16 protein-coding genes and 1 pseudogene are annotated in these 15,241 nt (G+C 67.3%); 7 read left to right on the top strand and 10 right to left on the bottom strand.

Annotated features, from left to right (window positions below):
- Positions 1-618: 618 nt before the first annotated feature.
- From CCS01_RS30075 to CCS01_RS35930, 3 genes and pseudogenes are all read right to left on the bottom strand, one after another.
- Positions 619-957 (bottom strand): DUF1476 domain-containing protein, encoded by a 339-nt coding sequence (locus CCS01_RS30075; RefSeq protein WP_104522552.1) that lies wholly within the window; start codon positions 955-957, stop codon positions 619-621.
- A 13-nt stretch (positions 958-970) separates the two neighbouring features.
- Positions 971-1,177 (bottom strand): DUF2934 domain-containing protein, encoded by a 207-nt coding sequence (locus CCS01_RS30070; protein WP_104522709.1) that lies wholly within the window; start codon positions 1,175-1,177, stop codon positions 971-973.
- Between the two features lie 293 nt (positions 1,178-1,470).
- Positions 1,471-1,644: pseudogene (locus tag CCS01_RS35930) on the bottom strand (SelT/SelW/SelH family protein); the annotation flags it as partial.
- A 369-nt stretch (positions 1,645-2,013) separates the two neighbouring features.
- Between CCS01_RS35930 and CCS01_RS30060 the strand changes: the two are divergent.
- Positions 2,014-2,322, top strand: coding sequence for a hypothetical protein (locus CCS01_RS30060; protein ID WP_146102029.1), 309 nt, complete (start codon positions 2,014-2,016; stop codon positions 2,320-2,322).
- Positions 2,323-2,352: 30 nt separating this feature from the next.
- Complete coding sequence (locus tag CCS01_RS30055; RefSeq protein ID WP_104522546.1) at positions 2,353-2,892, top strand: hypothetical protein; 540 nt, start codon at positions 2,353-2,355, stop codon at positions 2,890-2,892.
- Between the two features lie 81 nt (positions 2,893-2,973).
- Here the strand turns inward: CCS01_RS30055 and CCS01_RS30050 are convergent, their stop codons facing one another.
- Both CCS01_RS30050 and CCS01_RS30045 read right to left on the bottom strand, forming a co-directional pair.
- Positions 2,974-3,168, bottom strand: a complete 195-nt coding sequence (locus CCS01_RS30050; RefSeq protein ID WP_104522544.1) for a type II toxin-antitoxin system HicA family toxin — start codon at positions 3,166-3,168, stop codon at positions 2,974-2,976.
- A complete protein-coding gene (locus CCS01_RS30045) occupies positions 3,161-3,439 on the bottom strand; it encodes a DUF1902 domain-containing protein (RefSeq protein WP_158258683.1) in 279 nt (92 codons plus the stop codon). The genes CCS01_RS30050 and CCS01_RS30045 overlap by 8 nt, the downstream gene beginning before the upstream one ends.
- 211 nt (positions 3,440-3,650) lie before the next feature.
- Between CCS01_RS30045 and CCS01_RS30040 the strand changes: the two genes are divergently transcribed.
- The 3 genes from CCS01_RS30040 to CCS01_RS30030 all read left to right on the top strand — a co-directional run bounded on the left by CCS01_RS30040 (position 3,651) and on the right by CCS01_RS30030 (position 6,008).
- Complete coding sequence (locus CCS01_RS30040; RefSeq protein ID WP_158258682.1) at positions 3,651-3,983, top strand: nucleotidyltransferase family protein; 333 nt, start codon at positions 3,651-3,653, stop codon at positions 3,981-3,983.
- Positions 3,980-4,444 carry a ribonuclease toxin HepT-like protein gene (locus tag CCS01_RS30035; protein ID WP_104522538.1) on the top strand — a complete coding sequence of 155 codons (465 nt, stop codon included), beginning with the start codon at positions 3,980-3,982 and terminating at the stop codon, positions 4,442-4,444. Before CCS01_RS30040 ends, CCS01_RS30035 begins: the two co-directional genes overlap by 4 nt.
- A 67-nt stretch (positions 4,445-4,511) precedes the next feature.
- Positions 4,512-6,008, top strand: coding sequence for a CoA-acylating methylmalonate-semialdehyde dehydrogenase (locus tag CCS01_RS30030; RefSeq protein WP_104522536.1), 1,497 nt, complete (start codon positions 4,512-4,514; stop codon positions 6,006-6,008).
- 699 nt (positions 6,009-6,707) lie between these two features.
- Here CCS01_RS30030 and CCS01_RS30025 read toward each other — a convergent pair.
- The 4 genes from CCS01_RS30025 to map form a co-directional block, all read right to left on the bottom strand.
- Entirely contained in the window at positions 6,708-7,556 is an 849-nt protein-coding gene (locus CCS01_RS30025) for an acetate uptake transporter family protein (RefSeq protein ID WP_158258681.1), read from the bottom strand.
- Positions 7,557-8,240: 684 nt separating this feature from the next.
- On the bottom strand, positions 8,241-8,606 hold the full coding sequence (locus tag CCS01_RS30020) for a Rap1a/Tai family immunity protein (RefSeq protein WP_104522532.1): 366 nt from the start codon (positions 8,604-8,606) through the stop codon (positions 8,241-8,243).
- A 95-nt stretch (positions 8,607-8,701) separates the two neighbouring features.
- On the bottom strand, positions 8,702-9,469 hold the full coding sequence (gene radC / locus CCS01_RS30015) for a RadC family protein (RefSeq protein WP_104522530.1): 768 nt from the start codon (positions 9,467-9,469) through the stop codon (positions 8,702-8,704).
- Between the two features lie 453 nt (positions 9,470-9,922).
- Positions 9,923-10,729: a type I methionyl aminopeptidase gene (gene map, locus CCS01_RS30010; RefSeq protein WP_104522528.1), complete on the bottom strand. Its 807-nt coding sequence runs from the start codon at positions 10,727-10,729 to the stop codon at positions 9,923-9,925.
- 270 nt (positions 10,730-10,999) lie between these two features.
- On the opposite strand from map, the gene rpiA reads away from it, so the two are divergent.
- A complete protein-coding gene (gene rpiA / locus CCS01_RS30005; protein WP_104522526.1) occupies positions 11,000-11,689 on the top strand; it encodes a ribose-5-phosphate isomerase RpiA in 690 nt (229 codons plus the stop codon).
- A 685-nt stretch (positions 11,690-12,374) separates the two neighbouring features.
- On the opposite strand, the gene CCS01_RS29995 is transcribed toward rpiA, so the two are convergent.
- Complete coding sequence (locus tag CCS01_RS29995) at positions 12,375-13,493, bottom strand: D-alanyl-D-alanine carboxypeptidase family protein (RefSeq protein WP_239992457.1); 1,119 nt, start codon at positions 13,491-13,493, stop codon at positions 12,375-12,377.
- Between the two features lie 1,148 nt (positions 13,494-14,641).
- Here CCS01_RS29995 and CCS01_RS29990 point away from each other — a divergent pair.
- Positions 14,642-15,145 carry a phasin family protein gene (locus tag CCS01_RS29990; protein WP_104522522.1) on the top strand — a complete coding sequence of 168 codons (504 nt, stop codon included), beginning with the start codon at positions 14,642-14,644 and terminating at the stop codon, positions 15,143-15,145.
- Positions 15,146-15,241: the final 96 nt, after the last annotated feature.

Genomic DNA, 15,241 nt, shown 5'->3' with positions numbered 1-15,241 from the left:
GCCAGCGGCGGCCACGTCGGCGCTACAGCAGTAGAGACTGACGACGGCGGGGCCAGCGGCACGGTCGTTTGCATCGCGTCATGTCCGGCCTGGCCCGGGTGCCTGACGACTCTGCAACGGCCAGGCTTGGGGTCGGCTGGCATGATGAGGCAGCCAGGATGGGATCGATCCTGGTACGTCCTGGTTTCCGCCAGTGCCTGTTGCACCGGTCGAATTTCAACACGGAGGGTACGAAGGAACACGGAGGGCCACGAAGGTTGCAGGGGAGCAGCAGCGCGGGTCGTCCCATTGGCCCCTCCGGCATTTCATACGCTTCGCGCGCAGCGCGACATGACCTTTCTCCTATGAAAATGCGGTCTCGCAGGCGCCGATCGTCTCTCTATCGTCATGGCCGGGCGTATCCCGGCCATCTGCGCTTCGACGGCTGGGGGTAGATGGCCGGGACACGCCCGGCCATGACGGGAAGGCAACGGCCGCCGTCATTTTCAGCCATCGCGGTGCCGGGGCCGCCAGCTGGCTAACTCCGTGTTGAAAACTACGGAGGCAAACACGCTTCCAGTCCCGTCCCCATCGGCACGTAACCCTTCCCGGACGACACGATCCGAATCACCGCCACGATCACGCCGTCCCGGAACGATCCGCCGTCGCCTCAAGCAGCTTCGCCTGTTCCATGCACCGGCCCAGCGCCGCGGCGAGCGATGCCTCGGACCCGGCGGAACGGCCGCGCAGGCGGTCGCCGACATGGCGCAGCAGGGCCTGCTCGTGCCCCGGGCCATCGGGAATGGCGATGACCGCCTTGACCAGGGCATTGGTGTCCGCCTCGGACAGCCTGAGTTCCGTGGCCGCCCAGTGCGCGAACAGCTTGTCGCGGCGCGCCCGGGTGAGGAAACGAACTTCCTCGTCGTGGGCGAATTTCGCCTCGAAGGCCTGCTCTCGGTCCTGCAGTGTCGTCGGCATGGTGCAGCCTCCGCTAACGGTTCTTGCCGGACGGCCCGGGCGGCGCAGCGCCTGCCGTCGCGCTGTCGGCCAGGCAGGCCATGATGTCCTGCTCCGCCTGGCGCCAATGCGCCGCGTCATGGCCGTGCGGCCGCCCCTGGCTTTCCCAGATTTCATACGCGCGCACCGCAATGAGCTGTCTAATCATCTGTTCTCGATTTGCCTGCCCCGGTTTGCTCATGGCCAACATCTCCCTCGGCCAACCTGTCCCCTCGGGCGTTCCGCGCCCGGCGGGCCGAGGATACCACAGCACGGCGTGGCTGCCGGTATCTTTCCGCTTATCGTTCCGCTGGGCCGTTGCTGCGACAGCATCGGGGCGGGACAGACAGGCAATAGCCCGCCCGGACCCGCCGATGCGGCGAGAATCCCCTTGGACGCAGAAACCCGTGCCCGGGTCGGCCCGGGCTGTGGCGACGGTTCGGACGTGGGCTGCCACCGGCACGCGGCAGGCGCCGCGCGACGCCGGACGAGCGATCAGCCGAGGGTGCTCTGCACCTGCTCGTCTGTCGGGAACTGGCCGGTGGCCTTCTTCGAGTAGGCCAGTCGTCCATCCACCGTGATCTCGAAGACGCCGCCGCTGGATCGTTTCAGGTCGACCCGGGCCGAGGGGTGTGTCTTCAGGATCAGGTCCCGCGCCTGGCGGGCGCGCGGTTCGTAGCCTCACATACCGCAGTATTCGATTTCGACCTGCATGCGGTTCCGCTCCTTTACTGTGGAAGTCGGGGCAGAGTGGCAGGCGGCGAGCGCTGGGGCAAGGCTGGATTGCGGCACGCCCGGCGCGGCGGGGCGATATGTTTGCATTATAAGAATGACCGCTATCGTGTGCCCAGGAGGCGCATCCGTGAGCGATCAGTCGGTCCACGCCCGGGACATCCGGCACAGCGTCGTCGTCACCGGCGACGGCAACAGCATCACCGCGACGTTCGGCGACACCGGCGTGCGGCTGGCGCTGGAATGCCGCCAGGTGCCGGTGCCCGACCGCCGCCGCGCCCGGGCGCTCTGCCGCGCGAACTGGACATGTTTGCCCCGACGGCCGGGGTGCTGCCGCTGCTCGGCCGCGCCGCTATGCTGGCGGAATTGCGCGGCTGGCTGGACGACCCGGCCGATCTGTCCGTCCATGCGCTGATTGGCGAGGCCGGCAGCGGCAAGACACGGCTGGCGCTGGAACTCTGCCGCCTGGTTGATCCGCCGGACGGCTCGGGCGATTGGCTCGCGGCCTTTGTTCACCCCTCCGACCTGCGGCCGATCGTCGATACCCTGGCGACCCGCGCCTTTACCTGGGATCGGCCGACGCTGCTGGTGGTGGATTACGCGGCGACGGCATAGCGGGAGCTGGCGCGCTGGCTGGATGCGCTGGTGCCGACGCTTCAGCCGCAGAAGCTGCGCTTCCTGCTGCTCGACCGCGAGGCGCCGGCGGATTTCGGCTGGTGGCCGGAACTGACCCGCCCCGGCCTGAACAGCGGCCGGGGCCGTGCCGAGGTGGTCTGGCAGAACCCGCCCGTCCGGCTGCTGGGCCTGGGCGACCCGGCCGAGCGGCACGCCCTGCTGCTGGCGGCGCGGGCGGCGGCCTGGACACTGCGCGGCACGGCGGGCGAGCCGGCGGTGCTGCCGGTGGCGGGTGAGGATGCCGCGCTCGACCAGGCGCTGGCGGAGCCGCGCTTCAGCAACCCGCTGAACCTCGTCATGGCCGGCGTCATCGCCTGCGACCAGCCGGTGCTCGGCGCCCTCGCCGGCTATTTCGTCTCGCCGCACGAGTATGAAGCGCTGCTGAAGCTCAAGGCCATGCGCCGCCGGCTCCAGACGGCGGACCTCACCGACGGTGAAATCGAACAGATCGCCGCATCCCGCATGAACGAGCGGCACGATCACCTCGATACGCTGCTCGATCCAGCGTAAGCCGCGCCATGACCACACCGGCGCCCGAGCCAGGTCCGGTCATTTCACAGGCGTCCATCCGGGCCTGCCAGGCTTCAGCAATCAGAACTTCTTCTCGATGCCGGCCTGTTTCAGGACTGCATTGGCGGTGTGTCGGCTCTTGATATGCAGCGGGACAGCGAAGCCACGGTTCGTGATGGGACTGTACCACCATTCATGACTGCCATCGGCCGGCCGCCGGTACTCGCAGCCATGATCGCGCAGGATCCTGCGCAGATCGCGGTCGAAGTCAGCCATTGATTTTGAAGGTTTCCTCCGACGCATTGCCGGCCACCCGGACGGACAGGCCATCCGGCCGGCGCCCCAGGTTCTCCCGGATGATCGTCGGGGCGAGCGACTTGATGTGAGTCATCAACTCCGGAAACGATGGCGCCTCGGTCGCAAGACCGGGCAGGTCATCGCTCTCTGCCCACCAGACCTCGGCGGCGGCGTCCCAATGAGCCTGGACCTGCAACGACCCCATGTCGTCCGCGCCCGGCTTGTCGTGCCCCAGCGGCTGATCCGCCATCATTCGCTCCATCGATGAGAAAGCAGCAGGTCGTTTGCTTCAGCCGACGGCCGGGCGATCAATCAAGCCGCCGCTCAACCGCGGCGGGACGTTCGCATAGACGTCTCTTTTCCGCAATTCTTCGTGCAAGGAAAGTTCCCAACCTGCCGCCTTTGCCCCCCAGCATCAGACTGCTCTACCCTCGCAGCGCGACATGCAGGATAATCCGCTCATGCAGCAGATCGTCACCCTGGCCGAGCACAAGGCAATCGAGGCGGCACGCCGCCAGGCGGCCGTGGCAGCGCTCGTGCCGGTGCTGGCCGCCTATGCCCAGGCGCATGGCGGCCGGTTCCTGCTGTACGGCTCCGCCGCGCGCGGGACGATGAAGCATGACAGCGACGTCGATCTGTTGTTGGATTTCCCGGAGGCCACGCTGGGCGAGGCATGGAACTTCGCCGAAACAGCCTGCTGGGACCGTGGATTGGAGCCTGACCTCATGCCCTATCGCTGGTGCCGGAGGACCTTCCTGGATCATATCGCACCCGATCTCCGGGAGATCGCATGAGCGACGCCCGTTGGTTCGAAATTGACCAGGCCGTCGCCGCGGCAGTGCGGCACTTCACTGGCGCGAAGGGATTGTTCGATCGCCTGCCAGGCATCGTGCCTGACATCGACCGGTATGGGTTCGAGATGGGCTTCATGCACGCCATGCAGTCCGGCCAGACATCCCTGGAGACTGCACTGCTTCGCATCCTCGACCTGTACGGCGAGGCAGCCCCGACAGGGTCACGCTGGCATGCCGATTTGATTGCGCGGGCGGCCCATCCCGTCGGCAAGCGGCCGGCCATCCTGGGCGGGGACGCGGCCCGCGCGGCCGACGAAACCCGCCGCTTCCGGAGCATCGCTGCCCATGCCTACGATGCCTTCGATTATGCGCAGGCGACCAGAGCGGTCGAAAGCGCCGCGCTGCTGGCCTCCTTGCTGCCGTCGGAGATCGCGCGTTTCCGGCAGGCGATTGATCCCTGACCGTCCGGCTTGGCACGCCGGCCGAAACCGCGCTACCACACCGGACAAGTTCTGGAGGAAACCAGCCATGCGCGAAATCGGCCACTACATCGCCGGCCAGCACGTCCAAGGCACCAGCGGCAACCACGGCGACGTCTTCAATCCCGCCGCCGGCGAGGTCACCGGCAAGGTCGCCATGGCCAACGCCTCTGAAGTCGACAAAGCCGTCGCCGCCGCCGCCGAAGCCTGGCCCGCCTGGGCCGCCACGCCCCCGCTCCGCCGCGCCCGCGTCATGTTCAAACTGAAGGACCTGCTGGAACGCAACCGCCGCGAACTCGCCGAGATCATCACCGCCGAGCACGGCAAGGTCCTGTCCGACGCCGACGGCGAGGTGCAGCGCGGCCTGGAGGTCGTCGAATTCGCCTGCGGCATCCCCCACGTGCTGAAAGGCGAATTCACCGACCAGGTCGGCACCGGCATCGACGCCTGGTCGATCCGCCAGCCCCTGGGCGTCGTCGCCGGCATCACCCCGTTCAACTTCCCGATCATGGTGCCGCTGTGGATGATCCCGGTGGCGCTGGCCTGCGGCAACTGCTTCATCCTGAAACCATCCGAGAAGGACCCGTCCGTCTCGCTGCGGCTGGCCGAGCTGCTCAAGGAAGCCGGCCTGCCCGACGGCGTGTTCAACGTCGTGCAGGGCGGGCGCGAGGCGGTTGAAACCATCCTCAGTCATCCCGGCATCGCCGCCATCAGCTTCGTCGGCTCCACCGCCATCGCCGAGACGATCTACCGCGGCGGCACCTCGCACGGAAAGCGCGTGCAGGCGCTGGGCGGGGCGAAGAACCACCTGGTGGTGATGCCCGACGCCGACATCGACGACGCGGTCGATGCGCTGATGGGCTCGGCCTACGGCGCCGCCGGCGAGCGCTGCATGGCGGTGTCCGTGGCGGTGACCGTCGGCTCGGCCGGCGACGCCCTGATGTCGAAGCTGGCCCCGCGCGTGCGGGCGCTGAAGGTGGCCCCCGGCACCGACCCGGACGCCGAAATGGGTCCGCTGGTGACGCGCGAGCACCTGAACAAGGTACGCGGCTACGTCGACCTCGGCGTGAAGGAGGGCGCGAAGCTGGTAGTCGACGGCCGCGACCTGAAGCTGCAAGGCTACGAGAACGGCTTCTTCCTCGGCGGCTGCCTGTTCGACGACGTCACGCCCGACATGCGCATCTACAAGGACGAGATCTTCGGCCCGGTGCTGTCGGTGGTCCGCGCCCCCGACGTCGCCACCGCGACGCGGCTGGTCAACAGCCACGAATACGGCAACGGCGTCGCCCTGTTCACCAACGACGGCGGCGTCGCCCGCGACTTCACCCAGGCCATCCAGATCGGCATGGTCGGCATCAACGTGCCGATCCCGGTGCCGATGGCGTTCCATAGTTTCGGCGGCTGGAAGCACTCGTTGTTCGGCGACCACCACATCTACGGGCCGGAGGGGGTGCGCTTCTACACCCGCTACAAGGCGATCACCCAGCGCTGGACCGCCGGCATGCGGCGCGGGCCGGAATTCACCATGCCGACGCCGGGGCGGTAACCCGACTGCACGATCCAGCAGACGCCGGAGTCCCGTCGCAGGCTAGTCAGAAGCATGGAAATCATGCCGATACAGCCTGCGGCCACCGCCCTGGACTGCAGCCGCGGAATTGTCTGCCGGCTTCCAACCCATGGGAGTTGGCCAGCCGGCGCGCCGGCACCGCGATGACCGAAAATTGGGCGAGCCTTTGCCTCTCCGTCATGGCCGGGCGTGTCCCTACGGGATGCACACATCTCGGAAACGGTCCGCCGCTGCGTTTCCCTTTCGTCATGGCCCGGCTTGTCCGGGCCACCTGTCGCGGCACAAGTGCTGGAATAGGTGGCCCGGACAAGCCGGGCCATGACGATGGTGGAACGCTCTTGGCGCCCAGGCAAGCACTTGATTTTACGGTCATTTCCCACTCTTTTCCAGGATGTGTGCATTGCGTAGGGACACGCCCGGCCATGACGATGGAGAGACGACCGGCACCTGCGGGACCGCATTTTCATAGGAGAACGCGCCGGCGCGCGCTGTTCATGAAGATAATGTCCGGCATCACGGCTTGCCGGCGATCATGCCGAATTCGCACTGTTGCGGGACTCGTGGTGATGCCTCCCCGGTACACTTCTTCCCGGGAAGGCAAAGCCAGTCTCAGCCCGACAGGAACAGGCTCTCATCCATGGCCGCGCGTTGCCGCCTCGGCCATGGAGAGCGCACCCATTACGGCTCGCCCATGATGGGAAGGACCCGGCGGTGCCAGGTGCTGTTCACCAGCAGTGCTGCGCCCAGGTAGTAAGCGCATATCGCCGAGAGCCACAGGAAGCCGCCGCCGATGCCGGCGATCACGCCAGGCCCGTTCCCCGCCGCGCCGGCGGCCCCGGCATGGGCTCCGCTCGCAGTGGCGGCCGGCACGATGGCCGCAGCGTTGCCGATCGTGAACTGACCGATGCCGGTCAGGCAGTAGCCGATGAACAGCGCGCCCAGCAAAAGCGTCAGCACGGCGTTCCGCCGCAAGGCGCCGACCATCAGTGCCAGCGAGATGAACGCGAACGATTCAAGCAGGAATCCCAGCATCAAGTGGTATCCCGGCGTCATCCCCCTGGTCGCCTGGAACGGGATCGTCAGCATAATGCCCGCTACCGTATTGAAGGCGCCAAAGCAGGTAAAAGCCGTCGCGTGCAGGGCATTGGTCCGCCGGAAGGCATACAGTCCGGCTATGAACTGGGCGATGCCGGCAAACAGGATGACGGTCGGGGCCAGCGACCAACTGGCCAAAGGCTCGACAAATCCGCCGAGCACAGTCGCCGCCATCCAGGTGCCGGTGGCAAATCCCCACAAGCCAAGCGCACTGGGATCGGCAATCGTCGCCGCGGCGCGTTCGCGTAGCAGGTTCAGGTCCTGATCCGGCATTTGCGACACCACCGGACCGGCGTTGGTCCAGTTCTCTCGTACGACGCCAAGTTTTACATCTCGTAATTGTGCAGCTTCCGACATAGTCGGTCTCCTTTCCGAAGCGCGGATGTCACGCCATCTGTCATGGCGGCGAACGCCTGCGGCATTTGTCGCCATACCAGTCGTGACAGCCGACATACCAAGTGCAGCAGTCAGTCCAGCAACAAGGGTCGGGCGGATTCTGCACCCATCCGCCTCCCTACCGGACGCCGGAGGTCGGGTCTTCACAGCCGCTTTCCAAAGCCGGAAGGATTCCGCAGCGGCGAACCGGTGCCTGTGGAACGGGCCGCATCTAACGGCGATGCAGGCACCATGCTCAAATAGGCGCTACTACCGCGACCAGACGGCTGTGGCGCGAAGCGTCGTCACAGACACCTGTTGGCAGCTCATGTCGAAACTATATTGTAATGGATTAATGCGCCATTGTTGCCAGCTTACCCGGGAGGCGGCAGACTGTCTGTTGTTCGTCCGGACATATTGCCCAAACTCCCACAAACACGGCGCCCCGCATCAAGCAAGCTGGCCGTCCCCTTAACAACGTGCCATCACGCGGAATGGCAGATCCGACGCGAACCAGGCTCGCCGGGATCGATGGCCCTGCCGCTGTCCGGCGTGGCAGCCCGTCGGGTCCGTCGATTGCTTACTCTTTTTAATCTGGCCAGCGATAAGATCGGCACCCGGGCTGGCATGGCCGCCAGGGACCTCCGGCACGAATGCGGTCGGCTCGTTCTTCCCGACCGGGTCGCAACCCGGCCCACCGGCGCCAGGATCATGGTCTTCACCTGGCGACGTCCGTTTGGATCACCGACAGGGGTATTGAGCAATCAGGTACTCGACGATCCCGTCGGTCGGTGACGATTCCAGCGTCTTCGGCCGCGCGCTGGCCCACTGCACGAAGCTGGCGATTGCCTGGTCGCGCGTCTGCGTCTGCGCCGGCGGGCAGAACATCCTGTGCTTCGACCGAGAAGCGGCCTGCTCGTCGGCGACTGCCCGATAGGTGCCGACAGCGAAGCCATGGCAGAAATTCATCGCCGCCGTGTAAAGCGGATCGGTTGGCGTCGCGCTGCACAGCGTGACCAGGTTGGCCGTGGTGCCGAGCACGAAATCGTCGCGCGATACCGGCGCAGCCTGCGCGGCCGCTGTCGCGAGCAGCGCGGCCGCGCTCAACGCAAAAGTTCTGGTTCGATGTGACATGCTTCCCTCCGTTCGCGGCTGCGACTGTTACGTCGCGCTACTGCGTCGCAACAGCAAAGTCTGCGTTATCACAGCAGCTTCTCCGCACGGAAGCTGAGCCAGCGCGACTTTCCCACAACGATATGGTCATGCACGGTCACGCCGATGGTCGCCGCCGCGCGGGCAATCTCGGCGGTCAGGGCGACGTCGTCGCGTGAGGGCGCCGGCTCGCCGCTGGGGTGGTTGTGCGCCAGGATCACCGCGGTGGCGTGCAGTTCCAGGCAGCGCCGCGCCACCTCCCGCGGGTAGGCCGGCGCGTGGTTGACCGTGCCCTGTCCCTGCACCTCGTCGGCGATCAGCCGGTTGCGGTTGTCCAGGAACAGGATGCGGAACTGCTCAGTGCGTTCGTGCTGCATGGCGGCGGTCAGGTAGTCGGTCAGGCGGTCCCAGCTCGACAGCACCGGCGCGGTGGCGATCTCCTGCCGCATCATCCGCAGCGCCGCCGCCTGCACCAGCTTCAGCGCCGCGGCGGCCGCCTCGGCGACACCCTCGACCGCCATCAGTTCCTGCACCGGCGCGCCGACGACGCCGCCGAAGCTGCGGAAGCGCGCCAGCAACGCCCGGGCAATCGGCTTGGTGTCCCGCCGCGGCAGCGCGATGAACAGGATCATCTCCAGCATTTCATGGTCCGCCAGCGACTCCGGGCCGGCCTTCAGCAGCCGCTGCCGCATGCGCAGCCGGTGTCCCTCGGCGCCGACGGCGTTGGCGGCGTCGGCCGCCGGCGGCGACAGGCCGGGCAGGAACGAGGAGTCACCCAGGGAAAGATGGCCCCGGGCGGGCGGTGGCGTCTTCGGCATGGCGTTCGCGGCGAGATGTCGCGGCCGACACTACGCCTGATTTATTGCCAATCCGCTAACGCGGGGGACTTTGTTTTCGTCCTGGCGGCGCCAGGCCGTCGCTCTCTTGTCATGGCTGGGAGCGGCGAACCGTCCCATCGTCATGGCGGACGGAGGGCCGCCATCCACGCCTTTCCGAGCCATCACACCGCCAGGCGTGGATGGCCGGAACACGCCCCATGGCTATCAGGACAGGGCGAAGATTGGAGAAGGATTCGGGCCGGGTCCGTTCCCCCGCCGTCATGGCCGGGTGTGTCCCGGCCATCCGCCCCCCCCCGTCGAAGCGCAGATGGCCGGGACACGCCCGGCCATGACGATAGGGAGACGACCTGGTTCCGCCGGGCACCCTATCCCGATACGCAGGGGGGACACGCCCGGCCACGACGGAAGGGGAACGGCCGGCCGCGCCGCCGCTCAGTCCACGTCGTACGGCGGCTTGTCCAGCCCGGCCGGCGAGAGGGTGAAGATTTCACAACCCTCATCGGTGACGGCGATCATGTGCTCGAACTGGGCGGACAGGCTGCGGTCGCGGGTGACGGCGGTCCAGCCGTCCTCCAGGATCTTCACCTCCGGCCGGCCGGCGTTCACCATCGGCTCGATGGTGAAGAACATCCCGGCGCGCAGGATCGTCCCCGTCCCCGGGCGGCCGAAATGCAGCACGTTCGGCGGCTCGTGGAAGCGCCGCCCGATGCCGTGGCCGCAGAAATCGCGCACCACGCTGAAGCGGTTGCTCTCGACATAGGACTGGATGGCGTGGCCGACATCGCCGAGCGTGGCCCCCGGCTTGACCGCCTTCAGGCCGCGCTGCAGCGACTCGTAGGTCACGTCCATCAGGTTGCGGGCGCGCGTGTTCGGCGCCCCAGCGGCATACATGCGCGACGTGTCGCCGTGCCAGCCGTCCAGGATCACCGTCACGTCGATGTTCAGCACGTCGCCGTTCTCCAGCTTCCGGTCCCCTGGAATGCCGTGGCAGACGACGTGGTTGATCGAGGTGCAGATCGACTTCGGATAGCCGCGGTAGTTCAGCGGCGCCGGGATCGCGCCATGGTCCACGATGAACTCGTGGCACAGCTTGTCCAGGTGTCCCGTGGACACGCCCGGCTTCACATGCGGCGTGATCATGTCCAGGGTCGCGGCGGCGAGACGTCCTGCGGCCCGCATGCCGGCGAAATCCTCCGGTGCGTGAATGGTAATCCGCCTTGAGTCTGCTCCGCCGTCCATCACTCGCTCCGTCGCGGCTTTCACCAAGCCCTGTTCCCAAGACTGCAACATGCGCAACCGCCTCGTCCGGCGCAAGACTAACCTGCGGTCCCTGGTGACCTGCTTTCCAACAGCGGTATAAAGTCAGACACGAATCCCCGCCGCGCGGCCATGCCAGCCGGCACCAAGACGTTGCGGCCGCCGCTCCACCGGCGTGACCGCGGCCGATCCAGGAGGTTGAAGAGACATGTACTTTGGCAATTCGACACGCATGACCCCGGGGACCCGGCCATGACGACGGACCGCGACGCGCTGAAGCGCGAAGCCGCCATGGCTGCCGTGGCCATGGTGCAGGACGGCATGGTGGTCGGCCTCGGCACCGGCTCGACCGCCGCCTTCGCCATCGACGGGCTGATCGCCCGCGTCCGCGACGGGCTCCGGATCGTCGGCATCCCCACCAGCGAGCGCAGCGCGCAGCAGGCCCGCGCCGGCGGCCTGAAGCTGACCGACTTCTCCCAGCATCAGAAGGTGGACCTGACGATCGACGGCGCGGACGAGATCGCCCGCGGCTCGCTCGACCTGGTCAAGGGCCTGGGCGGCGCCCTGCTGCGCGAGAAGATCGTCGCCGCGGCGAGCCAGCGCCTCGTCATCATCGCCGACGAGCCGAAGCTGGTGCCGGGACTCGGCGGCACGGTGCCGGTTCCGGTCGAGGTGGTCACCTTCGGTTGGGAGACCACGGCGAAGCGCCTGGCCAGGCTGGGTGCGAATCCGGTGCTGCGGCAGGCGGCGGACGGCCAGCCGTTCCGCAGCGACGGCGGCAACCTGATTCTGGACTGCCATTTCGGCGTGATCGCCGATCCGGCGCAATTGGAGCGGGACATTTCCGGCGTCATCGGCGTGGTGGAAACCGGCCTGTTCATCGGCATGGCGGCGACGGCGCTGGTGGCGACGGCGACCGGCATCCTGCGGCTGGACCGGTAAACCCTGCCGCGGGCCGGCGCCTCATGGCTGGCCAGCCCGCGTTGCCGGCGCGGCATTCCCGAGTCGCCGCCGCTGCTTCGTGCGTCCGCGCGGCAAAGGCAACCACGCCCGGGTGTGGTCGTTACTGGCCCTGCAAGCCTTTGGCAGGGAGAACGCCATGAAAGCCTCTGCTCTGACTGTCGCGGTCGTCCTGGGCGTCGGCATGACGGCACCGTGGCCGGTACATGCCGCCGGCGAGCCTCAACTTGGTCCGCGGGGATCCGCCGAGGCGACCAGCGGCAAAAGCCCGGGGCAGGCCGAGAAGGGCCGAATGGACCTCAAGAGAGAGCGCGACGCGCAGAAGTATCAGCGTCAGGACGCGAGAAGCGCTGGCCAGCCTGCTCAGCCACAGGCCGGATCAGGCTCGGCGTCGGCGAAGTAGAGAGGAAGCCCGGTGGCCAGGTCGCTCCAGCGTCGCTGCGACCGGCCCCGGTTCCGCGGCGACCGCCACGAATCAGCCAGCCGGCACCGCCTCCTCCGTCATGGCCGGGTGTGTCGCCCATGCGAATCAGGATAGGGCGTCCGGCGAAGCAAGGTCATCTCCGTCACCGTCATGGCCGGGCGGCAGTCCCGGCCATGACGATAGAGAGGCGACTTGGCGCCGCAGAGAGACAACCTCGCCCAGACGCAGCTGCGCCGGGCCAGCCTACCGGCTGGCCATCTGGCGGGCGACCGGCCGGATCACGATGCAGTTGCGCTTGCGGTGGCCCGAGCAGGCATCCTGCGCATCCTCGGACGTCAGGCCAACGACCTGGGCACGCCATGTGGTCTTGTGGTGGACGGTGATCGATTCCACCCGCGCCTCGCCTGCCTCGGCCTCATGCCTGGCCGCATTCGCGGCGGCCCGGGCCGCGGCCTCGGTGGCGAAGCTGCCGACCTGGACCACCCAGCCGCCATGCGGCACCCGCGGCGGCGGGGGCGGTGGCCGGACCACCTCGGCGCGCGCGCTGGAAACCAGCGTCACCCGCGCCATCGTGGGATGGCCGATCGGCACGTCCATCTGCTCGAATCCGCGATCGAGCAGGCTCGCCATGTGCACGTCGCGCTCGTTGTTGGAGGCCGCGCCCAGCACGACCCCGACCAGCCGCACGCCGCCCCGCACCGCACTGCTGACCAGGTTGTGGCCGGATGCGTCGGTGTAGCCGGTCTTCAACCCGTCCGCGCCTGGATAGGACCGCAGCAGGTTGTCGTGATTGGGGATCACCTGCCGGTGCCAGACGAAGCTCGGCGTCGAGAAATACCGGTAATAGCCGGGGAAATCGTTGATCAGGTGGCGGCTGAGTATGGCCAGGTCGCGCGCCGTGGTCCACTGGTCGGGGTCCGGCAGCCCGGAGGCGTTCTCAAACGTCGTGCGGCTCATGCCCAGCGCGCGGGCGCGCAGGGTCATCATCTGGGCGAATCGGTCCTCGCTGCCGCCCAGCATCTCGCCCAGCGCCGAGGCGGCGTCGTTGGCCGACTTGGTGACCAGACCCAGGATCGCCTGCTCGACCGTGATGCGGGTGCCCGGCACCAGCCCGAGCTTGCTCGGCTCCATGCTGGCGGCATGGGCGGAGACCGGCACCAGGTCGTCCAGCGAGATGCGCCGGTCGCGCAGCGCCTCGAACGCCATGTACAGCGTCATCATCTTGGTCAGGCTGGCCGGATGACGCAGTTGGTCGGCGTTGACCGCCTCCAGCACCTCACCGTTGTTGGCGTCGACGACAATGGAACTGTAGCGCGCGGAGCCGATTTGCGCCTGGGCAGGGGGCACGCTGGCCCAGGACATAAAACCCGCCGCGGCCATAAGGCAGGGCAGCAGGTGCTTGCGCGGTTGGCACGCAAAGCGAGTCATCCATGTCCCTTTCAGAGCAGTGCGCAACCTTATGTTTCAACCCCGGCGCGTGTCTAGCGTAAATGTTGTCAAAAACCCTAAAACCTAAGGTGTTACGGGCCGACCCTCGCATGGGCCGGGGGCGCCGGGAGGCCTGGGGCGGAACTGCAGATGAACGTGGTGGAAGGCTCTCCGGCGGTTGCCCTGACCGTGGTCGGTAGCAGCCGGGGGCTCGATCGGCGGCAGGTGGTACTGACCAGGGGTGTTCGGAACCGCCCGTGCTGGCTCGGCCGTCTGCGATTCTCACCACGGAGGAAGGACGAAGGACCACAAAGACCGGACCCTGCTGGCTTGCCGGGACCTGGCCAGGCGTTATTGGGCTACAGCAGACCGCAGGTCGGTTGGGACGGGACGAGGGCGTTCCTTCATCGTCATGGCGGCCCTGCGCCCGCCATGACGGTCGGGGCAGATCGTCCCACCCGCAGTCGATTCCCAATCGATCTGCGGTTTGCTGCAGCGATCGCGGTGCAGCGCATCGATCAGCCCGGGTCTGCGCGGATGTGTCCGTGCCGCGTGCATGAAGCACGGCTTGCGCGGCTTCATTGTTTGACCCGTTCACACCCTTCGTGGCCCTTGGTGCTCCTCCGTCGTCCTCCGTGTTGAAAATCGGTCGGCGATCCAGACTCCGCCGCCGCCTTCGACCCACCCGGTGCGGCTCGCCGGGAAATGCCGACCCACTGGGCCATGACGGAACGCGTTGCAGCCTGCCAGGCTCCGCAGCGGTTGGGGAATGGGGCTGGATATCCGGCGGGTGGCCGCAGGGCCTGGGGAAGAATAACCGATCCGCCGAAGCCGGCGCAGCGGCCTCTCCACGTCGTGCCGCCCGGTCAGTCAGCGGCTACAGGGCAGGACCGCCGGAACGCCCGGCCCAAATTTTTGTGCACTGCACAAAAAACTCTTGATTGCGGACCTGTCACCTCGTATATCGCATTCGTGTTGCGGTGCAGCAAAACCAACCGGCACCGCGTAATGAAACCACCCGGTGAAATGCCGTCCGGCCGCGGGAAACCGCGCCACACGGACGCAGACAGAGAGGACGAGACATGGCAGCGAAGATCACGGAAGTTCCCCCGCCGGCGGACGAGGCTGCTGCAAAGGGGGTTGAGGCCACCGTGTCCACCTTGAAGGGCAACGTGGCGAAAGCGACGGCCGGGTTGGAAGCGACCCAGGCGACGGTAAAGGAAGGAATGGAAAAAGCTATGAAGACCGCCGAAGACTTTGTTGCATTCAGCCAGGGCAACGTCGAAGCGTTCGTGAAGGCCAGCCAGATCTGGACCACGGGCCTGCAGGACCTGTCCAAGCACGTCGTCGCCTCGGCGAAGGAGTCGCTGGACGAGAGCATCGCCACCTTCAAGGCGATCAGCACCGCGAAGTCGCTGAAGGACGCGTTCGACCTCCAGGCCGCGTATGCGCGTTCGGCGATGGAGAAGACGCTGGCCGAGTCCGGCAAGCTGACCGACGCCTCGTTCAAGCTGACCGAGCAGGCGCTGGCGCCGCTGACCGCCCGCGTGACGGTCGCGGTCGAGAAGTTCGCCAAGGCGGCCTGATGCCGGCGGGACCCGCGCCGCACCGCGTGCCGACGGATCCCATCCTCCGGCGGCCCGGCCGCGGAGCGCCACGATGACGATGAAAAGGGCCCGGGC

Source organism: Rhodopila globiformis (genome assembly GCF_002937115.1).
Lineage (GTDB): Bacteria > Pseudomonadota > Alphaproteobacteria > Acetobacterales > Acetobacteraceae > Rhodopila > Rhodopila globiformis.
The sequence above is the reverse complement of the archived record's forward strand: the minus strand, read 5'-3'. Positions and strand labels throughout refer to the sequence as shown.